A 15,011-nucleotide genomic window follows, 5' to 3' on the forward strand; every position below is an offset into this window, starting at 1 on the left:
TCAGTTGCCTTCCTCGAGCACCGCGATGCCCGGCAGTTCTTTGCCTTCCAGATACTCCAGCGAGGCTCCGCCGCCCGTGGAGATGTGCCCGAAGGCACTGTCGTCGTGGCCGAGCTCGCGGACCGCGGCGGCGGAATCGCCACCACCGACCACGCTCAGGCCGTCGACCTCGGTGAGCGCCTGGGCCACCGCGGCGGTGCCCTTGGCAAGCTCGGCGATCTCGAACACGCCCATCGGGCCGTTCCAGACCACGGTCTTCGCCGACTTGATCGCGTCGGCGAACAGCTTCTCGGTCTCCGGGCCGATGTCCAGGCCCATCTTGTCGGCCGGAATCGCGTCCGCGGCGACCACCTCGACCGGGCCGTCGACGGTGCGGGCCGCGAAGTCCATGCCGGACGCGATCCGGACGTCGACCGGCAGCAGGATCTGCTTGCCCTCGGCCTCAGCCGTGGCCAGGTAGCCCTTGCAGGTCTCGATGCTGGCCTCGTCGAGCAGCGACGCGCCGACCTGGTAGCCCTTGGCGGCCAGGAACGTGTAGGCCATGCCGCCGCCGATCACCAGGGTGTCGGCCAGCTTCAGCAGGTTCTCGATGACGGCCAGCTTGTCGGCCACCTTCGCGCCACCCAGCACCACCACGAACGGGCGGTCGGGATCGGAGAGCACCTTGGAGAAGACGTCGACCTCCTTCTTCACCAGGGTGCCGGCCGCGTGCGGCAGCAGCTTGGCCACGTCGTAGACGCTGGCCTGCTTGCGGTGCACGACGCCGAAGCCGTCGGAGACGAAGACGTCGGCCAGCGCGGCCCACTTCTGCGCCAGCGCCTCACGCTCGGCGTCCACCTTGGAGGTCTCGCCCGGCTCGAACCGGACGTTCTCCAGCAGCGCGATCTCGCCGTCGGCCAAGCCGGCGACGGTCGCTTCCGCGCCCGGCCCGGCGGTGTCGGAGGCGAGTTTGACCTCGGCTCCGATCAACTCGCCGAGCCGCTTCGCGGCAGGGGCCACCGAGTACTTCGGCTCGGGGGCACCCTTGGGTCGGCCGAGGTGAGCCAGCACGATGACCTTCGCGCCGGCGTCCTTCAGTTGGGTCAGGGTCGGCAACGCCGCCCGAATCCGCCCGTCGTCGGTGATCGTCTCGCCGTCGAGCGGGACGTTGAAATCGCAGCGGATGAGTACCCGCTTGCCCTTCAGATCACCAAGATCTTGTACTGACTTCACCTTCGGCCTCTCCTGTTTCGATCTATCGAGTGATTACCGGGATCAGAGCTTCGAACCGACCAGCACGGTCAGGTCGACGAGGCGGTTGGAGTAGCCCCACTCGTTGTCGTACCAGCCGACGACCTTCACCTGATCGCCGATCACCTTGGTGAGGCCGGCGTCGAAGATGCAGGAGTGCGGATCGGTCTCGATGTCCTTGGACACGATCGGATCCTCGGTGTAGGCCAGGATGCCCTTGAGCGGGCCCTCGGCGGCAGCCTTGATCGCGGCGTTGATCTCCTCGACCGAGGTCTCCTTGCCGGCCTGGAAGGTCAGGTCGGTGGCGGAACCGGTCGGGGTCGGGACGCGCAGCGCGTAGCCGTCGAACTTGCCCTTGAGCTCGGGGAGCACCAGGGCCACGGCGGCGGCGGCGCCGGTCTTGGTCGGCACGATGTTCAGCGCGGCGTTGCGGGAACGACGCAGGTCGCTGTGCGGGCCGTCCTGCAGGTTCTGGTCGGCGGTGTACGCGTGCACGGTGGTCATCAGGCCACGGACGATGCCGACGGTGTCGTTGAGCACCTTGGCCATCGGCGCCAGGCAGTTGGTGGTGCAGGACGCGTTGGAGATGACCGTGTCGGTCTCGGGGTTGTAGTCGCCCTCGTTGACGCCGACGACCACGGTGATGTCCTCGTTCTTCGCCGGAGCGGAGATGATGACCTTCTTGGCGCCCGCCTCGACGTGAGCCTTGGCCTTGTTGGCGTCGGTGAAGAAGCCGGTCGACTCGATCACGATGTCGGCGCCGATCTCACCCCACGGCAGGTTCTTGGGATCGCGCTCGGCGAACGCCAGGATCTTGTGCCCGTTGACCGTGATGGACTCGTCGTCGTAGCTGATCTCGCCGGGGAAGCGGCCCAGGATCGAGTCGTACTTCAGCAGGTGGGCCAGCGTCTTGTTGTCGGTCAGGTCGTTGACGCCGACGACCTCGATGTCGGCTCCGGACGCGGTCAGCGCACGGAAGTAGTTGCGGCCGATCCGGCCGAAACCGTTGATACCAACCTTCACCGTCATGTGATGGTTCCCCTTCGTTGAGAGATTTGCCCGCACTCCAGGCGCAGGCAAGGGTGGACGACGCCCACACTACAGAAAAAGGCCCGATGCGGAGCAGGTATGGCAAACCTCGTATCGGTGGCTGGTCAGCACCGCTCCAGCCATGCCGGACAGGCCTCGCGACGAGGCCGGGAAGCAGACCCGCGCGGGCTCAGTCGCGGTCGTCCAGCATCTCGCGGGACAGGTTGGCCTCGGTTCCGGGAATGCCCAGCTCGGCGGCCCGCTTGTCGGCGGTGGCCAGCAGCCGGCGGATCCGGCCGGCCACGGCGTCCTTGGTCAGCGGCGGGGTGTGCAGCTGGCCGAGCTCCTCCAGGGAGGCCTGCTTGTTCTCCAGCCGGAGCAGGCCGGCCACCTTCAGGTGGTCGGGGATGTCGTCGCCGAGGATCTCCAGGGCCCGCTCCACCCGGGCGCCGGCGGCCACCGCGGCCCGCGCCGAGCGGCGCAGATTGGCGTCGTCGAAGTTCGCCAGCCGGTTCGCCGAGGCCCGCACCTCGCGGCGGATCCGGCGCTCCTCCCAGGCCAGCAGCGACTGGTGCGCACCCAGCCGGGTCAGCATGGCGGCGATCGCGTCGCCGTCGCGGATCACCACCCGGTCGACGCCGCGCACCTCACGGGCCTTGGCCGCGATGCCCAGCCGGCGCGCCGCCCCGACCAGGGCCAGCGCCGCCTCCGAGCCGGGGCAGGTCACCTCCATGGCCATCGACCGGCCGGGTTCGGTGAGCGAGCCGTGGGCCAGGAAGGCGCCCCGCCAGCCGGCCACCGAGACGTCCAGGCCGCCGCTGACGATGGCCGCGGGCAGGCCGCGGACCGGGCGTCCGCGGTTGTCGATCAGCCCGGTCTGGCGGGCCAGCGACTCGCCGTCGCGGATCAGCCGGACGATGTAGCGGGTGCCTCGCCGCAGCCCGGACGAGGTGACCACCACGAACTCGGAGTTGAACCCGAACAGGTCCGCGATCGCGGTGCGCAGCCGCCGGGCGGCGGCCCCGGTGTCCAGTTCGGCCTCGACCACGATGCGGCCGCCGGCCAAGTGCAGCCCGCCGGCGAACCGCAGGGTGGCCGCCACCTCGGCGCGGCGGCAGGCGGGCTTGGTCACCGGCACGGTGGCCAACTCCGCCTTGACCTGCTGCGTCATCGCCATGGGCTCTTCCTTACCGTTCGGGGGTGTCAGATCGAGGGTCGTCACTGCTGCATGAGTTCGGCGTAGACCGCCGCCAGACGATGGGGATCGTGCCGGGGCGAGCCGTCGCGCATCCGTACATTCTCCACCACCAGCCGGGCCCCCAACGACCGGGCGAATTTCTCCAGCGGCGGATCGTCGGCGGCGAAGCTCGGATCGACGACCACCACGTCCAGCCGCAGCCGCGGGCAGTGATCGGCCAGCACCTCGAGATGCCGGGACGCCGGGAAACCCTTGGTCTCGTCGGCCGGCACCAGGTTCATGGTCAGGATCCGTTGCGCCCGGGTGTTGACGATGGCCTCGGCCAGCTCGGGCACCAACAGGTGCGGGATCACCGAGGTGAACCAGGAACCGGGGCCCAGCACCACGTGATCGGCGGCCAGCACGCTGTCCACGGACTCCTGCCGGGCCGGCGGATCGGACGGTAGCAGCCGCACCGCCCGGACGTCGCCGGTGGTCTTGGCCACCGTCGCCTGGCCGCGCAACAGCGCCAGCTCGTCCGGATGCCGGGGATCGGACCCGACCACTTCGGCCTCGATCACCAGTGGGACGGCGGCCATCGGCAGCACCCGGCCCTGGGTGCGCAGCAGCGCCCCGACCATGTCGAGCCCGGCGACCGGGTCTTCCAGCCATTGCCACAGCCCGGCGATCAGCAGGTTCCCGATGGCGTGCCCGGCCAGCGGCCCGCTGCCGCCGAAGCGCGATTGCAGCACGTCGGCCCAGGTACGGCCGAGTTCGTCGTCGGCGCACAGCGCGGCCAGCGCCATCCGCAGGTCGCCCGGCGGCAGGATGTCGAACTCCTCCCGCAGCCGGCCGGAGGAACCGCCGTCGTCGGCGACGGTGACCACCGCGGTCAGCCGTGGTGTCACGTAGCGCAGCGCGCTCAGCGCCGCGTACAGCCCGTGTCCCCCACCGAACGCCACCACCGCGGGCGGCGGGTAGCCCGGCCTCACTCTTTGCCCAGATCGCGATGGAACACCTGGCTGGCGACACCCAGAGTGCGCAGCCGGCGGGCCAGCTCTTCGGCCATGGCGGTGCTGCGGTGCTTGCCGCCGGTGCAGCCGACCGCGACCGTCGCCAGCCGCTTGCCCTCGCGTACGTAGCCCGGCTTGATCAGCGCGAGCAGGTCGGTCACGTGGGCCAGGAAGTCGTCGGCGCCGTCCTGGCCGAGCACGTAGCTGGACACCGCCTGGGACAGCCCGGTCTGTGCCCGCAGGTCGGGCACCCAGTGCGGGTTGGGCAGGAAGCGGACGTCGAAGACCATGTCGGCGTCGATCGGGATGCCGTTCTTGAACCCGAAGGACATCACGGTGAACAGCAGGTCGGGATTCTCGTCGGAGCCGAAGATGTGCGCCACCCGGTCGGACAACTGATGCACGTTGAGGTCGGAGGTGTCGATCACCACGTCGGCGGAGGCCCGCAGCGTGGCCAGCATCCGGCGCTCCTTGCTGGCGCCGTCCAGCAGGCCGCCCTCACCCTGCAGCGGCAGCGGACGCCGCACCGACTCCTGGCGCCGGACGATGGCGTCGTCGTCGGCGTCCAGGAAGAGGATCTGCGGCACCACCCCGGCCCGGCCCAGCGCGTCGAAGGTGGACGGGATCTGCTGGAAGGCCGACCGGGTGCGGACGTCGAGGCCGACCGCGACCTTGGTGAAGTCACGTTCCGTGGCGATCTGCACCAGGCCCGGCAGCAGCTGCGGCGGCAGGTTGTCGACCACGTACCAGCCCAGATCCTCCAGGGTGTGGCACGCCGTGCGGCGACCGGCGCCGGACATGCCGGTGACGATCACGAAGCGGAGCGCGGAGGCGGGTGTGCTCATGGGGGACATTATGGTGCGTCCAGCACTTCGCCCGTGGTGAGGTTGATCGCCTCGGGGGCCGGGCCGGCGAGCGCCTCGACGATGGCGGCGGCGATGGTGGGACCGATGCCGGGCACCTGGGCGAGCTCTTCGGGAGCCGCCGCGCGCAGCTTCTTCAGCGAGCCGAAGTGCTTCAGCAGGGTCTTGCGGCGCACCTCGCCGAGGCCCGGCACGTCGTCCAGCACCGACTCCACCATGGAGGCGCTGCGGCGTCCGCGATGGTGGGTGATGGCGAACCGGTGGGCCTCGTCGCGGACCCGCTGCAGCAGGTAGAGGCCCTCGCTGGTGCGGGGCAGGATGAGCGGGAACTCCTCCCCCGGCAGCCAGACCTCCTCGAGCCGCTTGGCCAGCCCGATCACCGCGACGTCGGCGATGCCCAGCTCGCCCAGCGCCCGCTCGGCGGCGGCCACCTGCGGGGCGCCGCCGTCGACCACTACCAGGGCCGGTGCGTAGGCGAATTTGCGGGCCGCGCCGGTGGTCGGGTCGACCAGCAGCGGGCCGTCCTCGCTGGGCGCCTGCTGCTCGTCGAGGTAGCGCCGGAAACGCCGGGTGATCACCTCGTGGATGGCGGCCACGTCGTTGGAGCCGTCGATGCCGCGGATCACGAACCGGCGGTAGTCGCTCTTGCGGGCCAAGCCGTCCTCGAAGACCACCATGGACGCCACGATCTCGGTGCCCTGCAGATGCGACACGTCGTAGCACTCGATCCGCAGCGGCGCGGTGGGCAGGGCGAGCGCCTGCTGAATCTCTTCCAGGGCCTGGTTGCGGGTGGACAGATCGCTGGCCCGGCGGGTCTTGTGCAGCGCCAGGGCCTCCGCGGCGTTGCGGGCGACCGTCTCCATCAGGGTCTTCTTGTCGCCGCGCCGCGGGGTGCGGATCACCACCCGGGAGCCGCGCGACTCGGTGAGCAGCTCGGCGATCAGCCCGCCCGTGGACGGCACCTCGGGTACCAGGATCTCCGGTGGCACCTCGGTGCCGTCGACGTCGGAGTAGAGCTGCAGCAGGAAGGTCTCGATCAGCCCGGACGTCTCGGTGTCGTCGGTGCGGTCGGCCACCCAGGCCCGCTGGCCGCGGATGCGTCCGTCACGGACGTGGAAGATCTGCACCGCCACCTCGAGCGGGTCTTCGGCGAGCGCGATCACGTCGGCGTCGGTGCCGTCGCCGAGCACGATGGCGTTGGAGTCGGTGGCCTGGCGCAGCGCGTGCAACTGGTCGCGCAGCACCGCCGCCTTCTCGAACTCCAGGTTCGCCGACGCCTCCTGCATCTGGCGTTCCAGCCGTCGCAGCAGCGTGTTGGTGCGTCCGGCCAGGAAGTCGCAGACGTCCTGAGCCAGGGCGCGGTGCTCGTCCGGACCGATCCGGCCGACGCACGGGGCGGCGCATTTGCCGATGTAGCCGAGCAGGCAGGGGCGTCCGGACGCCGCCGCCGAGCGGAAGACGCCATTGGTGCAGGACCGCATCGGGAACGCCCGCAGCAGCGGATCGAGGGTCTCCCGGATCGCCCAGGCATGGGCGTAGGGCCCGAAGTACCGGGTGCCCTTGCGCTTCTTGCCGCGTCCGACGAAGACCCGCGGGTACTCCTCCGACCAGGTCACCGCCATCCACGGATAGGACTTGTCGTCGCGGTACTTCACGTTGAACCGCGGGTCGTGCTGCTTGATCCAGGTGTACTCCAGCTGCAACGCCTCGAGCTCGTTGCGGACCACCGTCCACTCCACCTTGGCCGCGGTGCGGACCATGGTGCGGGTGCGGAAGTGCAGCAGCGCCGGATCGGCGAAATACGAGGTCAGCCGCTGCCGCAGGTTGACCGCCTTGCCGACATAGATCACCCGCCCGCCGGCGTCGCTGAACCGGTAGACGCCCGGCTGGGTGGGAATGGTGCCGGTCGCCGGTCGGTAGCTCTCCGGATCAGCCATGGCGGCCAGCATAGGTGCCGCCACCGACAGGTCGTGGACACCGGATCGGTTCCACCCACCCTGCTGCTCAAGCCGTTCATCACCTGGCTGGAGCGGCACACTCCCGACGACGACACGGACGCCGAACCCACCGAGGAGCCCGGCCGGGCGTAGCCGGGCACAACCGTGAAGGCGGGCACGCCCGACTGACGCCATCGGGAGCGACTGCCGCCCTGGGAAGCGCCAGTCGCTCCCGAACCGGCCAGTCACTCCCGGCAGCCAGCAGGCCCTCGGCTCACAGGGGAGCTTCGCCGACGTACATCGCGTAGACGGCGTCGGCCGCGGCCCGGGCGACCTCGGGATCGGCGCCGTCGGCGATGTGTGCCAGCGCCCAGCGGTCGGCGGCCAGCCGGTTGAACCGCCTGCCCTCGGGGCCGAGTTGCCACGCCATCGGATCCTCCGGACGCTGCTCCGGCGCAGTCAGGTGCAGGCTGAGACCGAGCAGTCCGGCGTCCCAGCCGAGACCGGTGGCACCGGGGCCGAACCGGTTCCAGAGCTCCTCGGGGACCGCGTCGACGGGCGCGGCGTGTTCCAGTTCCAGCCGGGTCGACGCGGCGTCCAGCGCCTGCAGCCGGACGGTCAGCCAGGTGACGCCGCCGCCGAACTCCCAGGAGACCCGGAACCGGGCGGACGCCCCGGCCGGCGGTTCGCACTCCAGCACCGTGCCGCCGGCGTTGCCCTGCAGCTGGTAGCGGCCGCCGAGGACGAGCTCGCCCTCGACCGGCAGGAACCAGCGGGCGATCCGGTCGGCGGTGGTGACCGCGTCCCAGACGTCGGCGAGCGGCGCCGGATAGCTCTGTGCGAGGGTCTGCACCCGCAGCGGCGCCCTGCCGTCTTCGGTGCTGGCCACCGCGCGGTCCACGGCGTCGATCTGGCTCTCGATGTCCATCAATGCTCCTCGGTGGTGCTGTCGTTGTGGTCCTGATCCGGATCGGCGTTGGCCCGCTCGGCGGCCAGCCGACGCTCCCGGCGTCCGCGCGCCAGTTCGGTGCCGAGCGCGGCCAGCGGTGGTTCCCAGAACCGCCGGAAGGTCGCCAGCCAGGCGTCGGCCTCGGCCAGCGGCGCCGGCTCCAGCGCATAGAGCCGCCGGGTGCCCTGCGGCCGGACCCGGGTGAACCCGGCCTCGCGGAGCACCCGCAGGTGCTGCGACACCGCCGGCTGGGAGATGCCGAACTCGGCCTGCACGACGCGTCCGATCTCGCCGGCCGCCGCCTCGCCGGACGCGAGCAGCTCGACGATCCGGCGTCGGACCGGATCTCCTAGGACGTCGAGCGCGTGCACGGCTCAATATTTGCGTGGGAACTTATATAAGTCAAGACTGAAATTGAGGGAGGATCTCACGCACGATCAGATCCCGGGGGAAGCCCGAGATGGCGAAAGTCGACAGCGGCACACCCCGACGCCCGTCATCCCGCCGGACGCCGGGATCCCGGCCGGACCACCCAGATCCCGGAGCAGGCCCGGGATGACCGATGGCGGCACCGATCAACTCGCCTTGCGTCGCCGCCTGGCCGGTGCCGGGGCGGGTGCCTCCACCAGCGGCTCCGGCGGCTCGGCCACCGGCACCTGGTGCCCCTTCAGCACCTCGCGGAGGAACTCGCCGGTGTGCGATTCGGGCGTCGCCGCGATCTGCTCGGGGGTGCCCTCGGCGATCACCAGGCCGCCTCGGGAACCACCCTCGGGGCCCATGTCGATCACCCAGTCGGCGGTCTTGATCACGTCGAGGTTGTGCTCGATCACCACCACCGTGTTGCCGGCGTCGACCAGCCGGCCCAGCACACCGAGCAGCTTGCGGATGTCTTCGAAGTGCAGGCCGGTGGTGGGCTCGTCCAGCACGTACATGGTGCGGCCGGTGGACCGCTTCTGCAGTTCGCTGGCCAGCTTCACCCGTTGCGCCTCGCCGCCGGACAGGGTGGTCGCCGGCTGCCCGAGCCGGACGTAGCCGAGGCCCACATCGACCAGGGTGCGCAGGTGCCGGGCGATCGCCGGGATGGCGGCGAAGAACTCCACCGCCTCCTCGATCGGCATGTCGAGCACCTCGGCGATGGTCTTGCCCTTGTAGTGCACCTCGAGGGTCTCCCGGTTGTACCGGGCACCGTGGCACACCTCGCACGGCACGTAGACGTCGGGCAGGAAGTTCATCTCGATCTTGATGGTGCCGTCGCCGGCGCAGTTCTCGCAGCGTCCGCCCTTCACGTTGAACGAGAACCGGCCCGGCTGGTAGCCGCGCACCTTCGCCTCGGGCGTCTCGGCGAACAGCTTGCGGATGTTGTCGAACACCCCGGTGTAGGTGGCCGGGTTGGACCGCGGCGTCCGGCCGATCGGCGACTGATCGACGTGAATCGCCTTGTCGATGTGCTCGATGCCGGTGATCGCACGGTGTCGGCCGGGCACCGTGCGGGCGCTGTACAGCTGCTTGGCCAGCGCCGTGTACAGGATGCCGTTGACCAGCGAGGACTTGCCCGAGCCGGAGACCCCGGTGACCGCGACGAACTGGCCGAGCGGGAAGGACACCGTGACGTCGCGCAGATTGTTCTCACGTGCCCCGCGGACGGTGATCGCCCGGCCGGTGCGAGGCCGGCGGCTGCTCGGCATCGGAATGCTGCGCCGTCCGGACAGATAGGCGCCGGTCAGCGAATCGGGATTGGACAGCAGCTCGCTCACCGGGCCGGACACCACCACGTGCCCGCCGTGCTCCCCCGCCCCCGGGCCGATGTCGACCGCCCAGTCGGCGGTGCGGATGGTGTCTTCGTCGTGCTCGACCACGATCAGCGTGTTGCCCAGATCGCGCAGTCGCACCAGGGTGTCGATCAGCCGCCGGTTGTCGCGCTGGTGCAGACCGATCGACGGCTCGTCGAGCACGTAGAGCACACCGACCAGCCCCGACCCGATCTGGGTGGCCAGCCGGATCCGCTGCGCCTCGCCGCCGGACAGGCTGCCCGCCGACCGGGCCAGAGTCAGGTAGTCGAGGCCGACGTCGAGCAGGAACCGGAGCCGCTCGTTGATCTCCTTGACCACCCGCTCGGCGATCTGCGCCTCGCGCTCGGTGAGCTCCAGCGAGCGCATGAAGCCGGCCACCTCGTCGATCGACATCGACGACACCTCGGCGATGCTGCGGCCGCTCACCGTCACGGCCAGCGAGGAGGGCTTGAGCCGGGCGCCCTTGCAGGTCGGGCAGGGCACCTCGCGCATGTAGCCGGCGAAACGCTCGCGGGAGTTCTCCGACTCGGCCTCGTTGAAGCGGCGCTTGATGTACGGCACCGCGCCCTCGAATTTGGCCCGGAAGGAGTGCTCCCGGCCGTGCCGGGACCGGGTGTGCACCTGGATGGTGCCCTGCACGCCGTGCAGGATCAGCGTCCGGACCCGTTCCGGCAGCGCGCTCCAGGGGGTGTCGAGGGAGAATTTGTGGGTCTCGGCGAGCGCCTTGAACAGGGTCTGGAAGTAGCCGGCGACGTACACCGACGTCCAGCACGAGACGGCCCCCTCGGCCAGGCTCTTGCCGGTGTCGGGCACGATCAGCTCGACGTCCACCTCGCTGGTGGTGCCCAGACCGGAGCAGGCCGGGCAGGCACCCCACGGCCCGTTGAAGGAGAACTGCCGCGGCTCCAGCTCTTCGATGGCGATGTCGTGCTCGTTGGGGCAGGCCAGCTTCTCGGAGTAGCGCCGTTCCCGGTCGGGATCGCCGGCCGGACGGTCGACGAAGTCGATCGCCACCACCCCGGCGGCCAGCCCGAGCGCGGTCTCCACCGAGTCGGTCAGCCGCTGCTTGGCGGACTCCTTGACCGCCAGCCGGTCGACGACCACGTCGATGTTGTGCTTCTTCTGCTTGTCGAGGGTCGGCGGATCGGTCAGCTGATGGATGTCGCCGTCGACCCGGACCCGGCTCAGCCCCTGGGTGGCGAGCTGCCGGAACAGGTCCTGGTATTCGCCCTTGCGGCCCCGGACGACGGGGGCCAGCACCTGGAACCGGGTGCCCTCGGGCAGCGCCAGCAGCCGATCGACGATCTGCTGCGGACTCTGCCGGGCGATCGGCTCGCCGCAGATCGGGCAGTGCGGACGCCCGGCGCGGGCGTAGAGCAGCCGCAGGTAGTCGTAGATCTCGGTGATGGTGCCGACCGTGGAGCGCGGATTGCGGCTGGTCGACTTCTGGTCGATGGACACCGCCGGGGACAGGCCCTCGATGAAGTCGACGTCGGGCTTGTCCATCTGGCCCAGGAACTGGCGGGCGTAGGCGGACAGCGACTCCACGTAGCGGCGCTGCCCCTCGGCGAAGATGGTGTCGAAGGCCAGCGACGACTTGCCCGAGCCGGACAGCCCGGTGAAGACGATCATCGCGTCCCGCGGCAGGTCGAGGCTCACGTTCCGCAGATTGTGCTCGCGTGCACCCCGTACGATCAGCCGTTCATTCACGGCGATCATGCTAGACGCCGGCTGTGACAGTTCCCGCAGCGGTCGCCTCGTCAGTGCGGAGCCGTACCCCTTAGGGTGGCCGTCATGACCGAGCAGACGTTCACGGCACCGCTGGAGACGTTGCGGAAGCGGGTCCAGGAGGCGACCCAGCGGCTGCTCGGCGAGACCATCGGCATCACCGACGACGATTGGAACCGGCCGAGTCTGCTGCCCGGCTGGTCCCGGGCCAACGTGGCCGCCCATCTGGCGTCCAATGCCGACGCGCTGGCCGAACTGATCGACCAGGCCAGGGCCGGGCGTCCGGCGGCGCTGTACAGCGACGAAGAGCTGCGCGCCGAAGGCATCGAGCGGGGCTCCAGCATGAGCGGCCTGGAGCTGCAGATCTGCCTGGACACCTCGGCCGGCCGGCTGGAACGCGCGATGGACGCGGTGGAGGACTGGGCCGCCCCGGTCGAATTGCTGGGCCGCCAGCTGACCCTGGCCCAGGTGCCGATGGCGCGGCTGGCCGAGATCGTGGTGCATCACCTCGACCTGGACTGCGGCTTCGACGTCGGACGCCTCGACCCGGCGTCCGCGCGCTGGCTGCTGCAGTGGGCGTCCTTCCGCTACGCCGAGGACCCCGGCGTGCCGGCGCTGCGGCTGGAGAGCACGTCCGGACTGACCGCCGAACTCGGCGCCGACGGCGTCCGGCGCACCGTGAGCGGTGGGGACGCCGCCTTGTGGGCCTGGCTGATGGGCCGGATCGGCGGCGGTGAGATCGAAGGAGCCGACGACCTCGCGCCGGTGCTGCGATCATGAGGCCATGCTGATCGGAGACGGGCTGCGGCTGACCAAGACCTCGGTCGGCCCGATGGACAACAACGCCTACCTGCTGACCCACGGCACGGACGCCCTGCTGATCGACGCCGCCGCCGAGCCGGCGGTGCTGCTGAGATTGCTGGACGGGCTGCGCCTGGTCGGCGTGGTGACCACCCACCGGCACCGTGACCACCTGCAGGCGCTGGCCGCGGTGGTGGCCGCCACCGGAGCGCCCGGCTACGCCGGAACCCCGGACGCGGCCACCATCACCGAGGCCACCGGCGTCACCTGCCAGGAGGTCTGGGACGGCGACGCAATCGCCCTCGGCGGCGTGGAGCTCGCGGTGATCGGCCTGGTCGGGCACACACCCGGCTCGATCGCGCTGGCGCACACCCCCTCCGACGACACGGACCGGCTGTTCACCGGGGACAGCCTTTTTCCGGGCGGGGTCGGCAAGACCACCCGCGGCACCGATTTCGACAGCCTGCTGCACGACGTGACAGCCAAGCTGTTCGACCGGTTCGACGACGCCACCATCGTCCACCCCGGGCACGGAGCAGACACCACGTTGGGGGCCGAACGGCCGCACCTGGAGGAGTGGCGCGCCCGGCGCTGGTGAGCTCCGGAAGCCGATCCGTCAGCGGCCGGCGGGCGAGCTGCCGGTAAGAGCTGCACCCGTCAGCCCCAGGGCCAACCACACCCCACCGAGCAGCCAGGGCGCCGCGAGCAGCATGCTCGGATCGACCACCGTCGCGATCATGCCGAGCGCACCCAGCACTGCCACCGCCACGAAGGCCGACCGGAAACCGGCGGCGACCAGGCCGGCGGTCGCGAGGGCGACCACCCCCAGCCCGACGCTGCCCCAGTCGGCGGCGACCGCACCGCTCAACATGCCTGCCGCCAACAGGACACCCGGCAGCGCCGGCACGACCGCCAGGACCACCCGCCACAGCGGTCGTGAGCGCAGATCGAACCCCCGGGACAGCGCCCGCGGGACGAGCACCGCCGACCACAACACCAGCACCAGCGGCACGAAGAAGAACCCGACCGTCGCGCTGCTGACCAGTGCGAACAGGGTGACGGACAGCGCCGCGAGCAGCAGCCGGGCCTGCATCCGCCGTCCGGGGGTCTCGTCGGCAGCGACGCCGAACTCGCGGAGATACTCCGCGGCCACCACGGACGCCGGACCCAGGGCCGCGATGGCTTCGGCGATCGGACGCCCGGCCTCGACCGCGTCCTCGAGGTGCGCCCGGACGTCGTCGCAGATCGCAGCGCGCTGGTCGGCCGGCAGCGGCGCCAGCCCGTGCTATGCAAGCGCTGGTGCGCCGGGCTTATCCGCTGTACTTGGCGTCCTCGCGGCGGGACTTGATCAGGCTGGCCACCGTGGTCACCGCCAGGGTGGCGATGATCACCGTCAGCGACAGCCAGATCGGGATGTCGACACTGAACCCCCAGGACTCGTCCAGGTGGTACTCGTGCAGGGCGTGCAGCACCAGCTTGACGCCGATGAAGGCCAGGATGAACGACAGGCCCACCGACAGGTAGACCAGCCGTTGCAGCAGGCCGCCGATCAGGAAGTAGAGCTGGCGCAGGCCCATCAGCGCGAACACGTTGGCGGTGAAGACCAGGAACGGCTCCTGGGTGAGGCCGTAGATCGCCGGGATCGAGTCGAGGGCGAAGAGCAGGTCGGTGCTGCCCAGCGCGACGATCACGAAGAACATCGGGGTGATCAGCCGCTTGCCCTGCTCGACGATGGTCAACCGGGTGCCGTGGTACTCCTCCGTCGACGGGAAGCTGCGCTTCACCCAGCGCATCGCGAAGTTCTCGGTCTTCTCGTCGTCGTCCTCGGGATGCAGGTAGTCCATGAAGAGCTTCCACGCCGTCCAGATCAGGAAGCCGCCGAACAGGAAGAAGATCCAGGAGAACCGCTCGATGGCGGCGGCGCCCAGGGCGATGAAGATCGCCCGGAAGACCAGGGCGAGCACGATGCCGAACATCAGCGCGTACTGCTGGTACTTCCGCGGCACCCGCAGGTTGCTCATGATGATCACGAAGATGAACAGGTTGTCGATGCTCAGGCTGTACTCGGTGAGCCAGCCGGCGAAGAACTCACCCGCGTAGCGCGGACCCGAGACCGCCCAGACGCCGAGGCCGAAGACCACCGCCAGCGCGACGTAGATGCTGATCGCGATGCTGCATTCCCGCATCGATGGTTCGTGCGGCCGGCGACCGATGATGAACAGATCGAACGCCAGGATCGCGACGGTGACACCGAGGGTGATCAGCCAGGCGGTCAGGGTGACGTGCAACGGAGGGCCTCCTCAGGCTCGAATCCCGGAGGTCTCCGCCACTGTTGCCAGCCGAGGCGCCGGGCCGGATAGCCGAGCCGTGATGACGACGTCCTCGCTAGGGAGTACTCCCCTCCGCGGACGATTGTCGCATCCGTCGCCGAGCCATGCCAATCGCCGCGGACGCCCGGACCGCCGCTCGCCGGCCCCGACCGCGCCGTCCGGAC

Annotated in this window: 13 protein-coding genes and 1 pseudogene; 2 read left to right on the forward strand and 12 right to left on the reverse strand. The window is 70.2% G+C overall.

Annotated features, from left to right (window positions below; genetic code table 11):
• From QM582_RS09225 to uvrA, 9 genes are all read right to left on the reverse strand, one after another.
• The gene (locus tag QM582_RS09225) at nucleotides 1–1,212 is read right to left on the reverse strand and encodes a phosphoglycerate kinase (RefSeq protein WP_415083755.1); all 1,212 of its coding nucleotides are present in this window, start codon (nucleotides 1,210–1,212) and stop codon (nucleotides 1–3) included.
• A gap of 42 nt (nucleotides 1,213–1,254) precedes the next feature.
• Nucleotides 1,255–2,259, reverse strand: a complete 1,005-nt coding sequence (gene gap / locus QM582_RS09230) for a type I glyceraldehyde-3-phosphate dehydrogenase (RefSeq protein ID WP_415083757.1) — start codon at nucleotides 2,257–2,259, stop codon at nucleotides 1,255–1,257.
• A gap of 190 nt (nucleotides 2,260–2,449) precedes the next feature.
• Nucleotides 2,450–3,436, reverse strand: coding sequence for a DNA-binding protein WhiA (gene whiA / locus QM582_RS09235; RefSeq protein WP_415083759.1), 987 nt, complete (start codon nucleotides 3,434–3,436; stop codon nucleotides 2,450–2,452).
• A 41-nt stretch (nucleotides 3,437–3,477) separates the two neighbouring features.
• Entirely contained in the window at nucleotides 3,478–4,428 is a 951-nt protein-coding gene (locus tag QM582_RS09240) for a gluconeogenesis factor YvcK family protein (protein WP_415083760.1), read from the reverse strand.
• The gene (rapZ, locus tag QM582_RS09245) at nucleotides 4,425–5,294 is read right to left on the reverse strand and encodes an RNase adapter RapZ (protein WP_415083761.1); all 870 of its coding nucleotides are present in this window, start codon (nucleotides 5,292–5,294) and stop codon (nucleotides 4,425–4,427) included. Before rapZ ends, QM582_RS09240 begins: the two co-directional genes overlap by 4 nt.
• An 8-nt stretch (nucleotides 5,295–5,302) precedes the next feature.
• Entirely contained in the window at nucleotides 5,303–7,249 is a 1,947-nt protein-coding gene (uvrC, locus tag QM582_RS09250) for an excinuclease ABC subunit UvrC (protein WP_415083763.1), read from the reverse strand.
• 274 nt (nucleotides 7,250–7,523) lie between these two features.
• Complete coding sequence (locus tag QM582_RS09255) at nucleotides 7,524–8,177, reverse strand: SRPBCC family protein (RefSeq protein ID WP_415083764.1); 654 nt, start codon at nucleotides 8,175–8,177, stop codon at nucleotides 7,524–7,526.
• Nucleotides 8,177–8,569 (reverse strand): ArsR/SmtB family transcription factor, encoded by a 393-nt coding sequence (locus tag QM582_RS09260; protein ID WP_415083766.1) that lies wholly within the window; start codon nucleotides 8,567–8,569, stop codon nucleotides 8,177–8,179. The genes QM582_RS09255 and QM582_RS09260 overlap by 1 nt, the downstream gene beginning before the upstream one ends.
• 204 nt (nucleotides 8,570–8,773) lie before the next feature.
• Nucleotides 8,774–11,707 carry an excinuclease ABC subunit UvrA gene (gene uvrA, locus QM582_RS09265; RefSeq protein ID WP_415083768.1) on the reverse strand — a complete coding sequence of 978 codons (2,934 nt, stop codon included), beginning with the start codon at nucleotides 11,705–11,707 and terminating at the stop codon, nucleotides 8,774–8,776.
• 75 nt (nucleotides 11,708–11,782) lie between these two features.
• On the opposite strand from uvrA, the gene QM582_RS09270 reads away from it, so the two are divergent.
• Together QM582_RS09270 and QM582_RS09275 are read left to right on the forward strand one after the other, a co-directional pair.
• Complete coding sequence (locus tag QM582_RS09270; protein ID WP_415083770.1) at nucleotides 11,783–12,496, forward strand: maleylpyruvate isomerase family mycothiol-dependent enzyme; 714 nt, start codon at nucleotides 11,783–11,785, stop codon at nucleotides 12,494–12,496.
• 4 nt (nucleotides 12,497–12,500) lie between these two features.
• Nucleotides 12,501–13,115: an MBL fold metallo-hydrolase gene (locus tag QM582_RS09275; protein ID WP_415083771.1), complete on the forward strand. Its 615-nt coding sequence runs from the start codon at nucleotides 12,501–12,503 to the stop codon at nucleotides 13,113–13,115.
• A gap of 18 nt (nucleotides 13,116–13,133) precedes the next feature.
• On the opposite strand, the gene QM582_RS09280 is transcribed toward QM582_RS09275, so the two are convergent.
• From QM582_RS09280 to QM582_RS09290, 3 genes and pseudogenes are all read right to left on the reverse strand, one after another.
• The gene (locus tag QM582_RS09280; RefSeq protein ID WP_415083773.1) at nucleotides 13,134–13,670 is read right to left on the reverse strand and encodes a hypothetical protein; all 537 of its coding nucleotides are present in this window, start codon (nucleotides 13,668–13,670) and stop codon (nucleotides 13,134–13,136) included.
• Nucleotides 13,671–13,796, reverse strand: a pseudogene (locus tag QM582_RS09285) (HAAS signaling domain-containing protein); the annotation flags it as partial. It lies immediately after the preceding gene.
• Between the two features lie 31 nt (nucleotides 13,797–13,827).
• Entirely contained in the window at nucleotides 13,828–14,805 is a 978-nt protein-coding gene (locus tag QM582_RS09290; RefSeq protein WP_415083775.1) for a TerC family protein, read from the reverse strand.
• Between the last annotated feature and the right edge of the window lie 206 nt (nucleotides 14,806–15,011).

The organism is Micropruina sp., assembly GCF_047607385.1.
In the GTDB taxonomy this organism is placed as follows: domain Bacteria; phylum Actinomycetota; class Actinomycetes; order Propionibacteriales; family Propionibacteriaceae; genus Micropruina.

Coding starts and splice junctions, on each gene's coding strand:
- gap (WP_415083757.1), bottom strand. CDS start 2,259: ATGACGGTGAAGGTTGGTATCAACGGTTTCGGCCGGATCGGCCGCAAC.
- whiA (WP_415083759.1), bottom strand. CDS start 3,436: ATGGCGATGACGCAGCAGGTCAAGGCGGAGTTGGCCACCGTGCCGGTG.
- rapZ (WP_415083761.1), bottom strand. CDS start 5,294: ATGAGCACACCCGCCTCCGCGCTCCGCTTCGTGATCGTCACCGGCATG.
- uvrC (WP_415083763.1), bottom strand. CDS start 7,249: ATGGCTGATCCGGAGAGCTACCGACCGGCGACCGGCACCATTCCCACC.
- QM582_RS09255 (WP_415083764.1), bottom strand. CDS start 8,177: ATGGACATCGAGAGCCAGATCGACGCCGTGGACCGCGCGGTGGCCAGC.
- uvrA (WP_415083768.1), bottom strand. CDS start 11,707: ATGATCGCCGTGAATGAACGGCTGATCGTACGGGGTGCACGCGAGCAC.
- QM582_RS09270 (WP_415083770.1), top strand. CDS start 11,783: ATGACCGAGCAGACGTTCACGGCACCGCTGGAGACGTTGCGGAAGCGG.
- QM582_RS09275 (WP_415083771.1), top strand. CDS start 12,501: ATGCTGATCGGAGACGGGCTGCGGCTGACCAAGACCTCGGTCGGCCCG.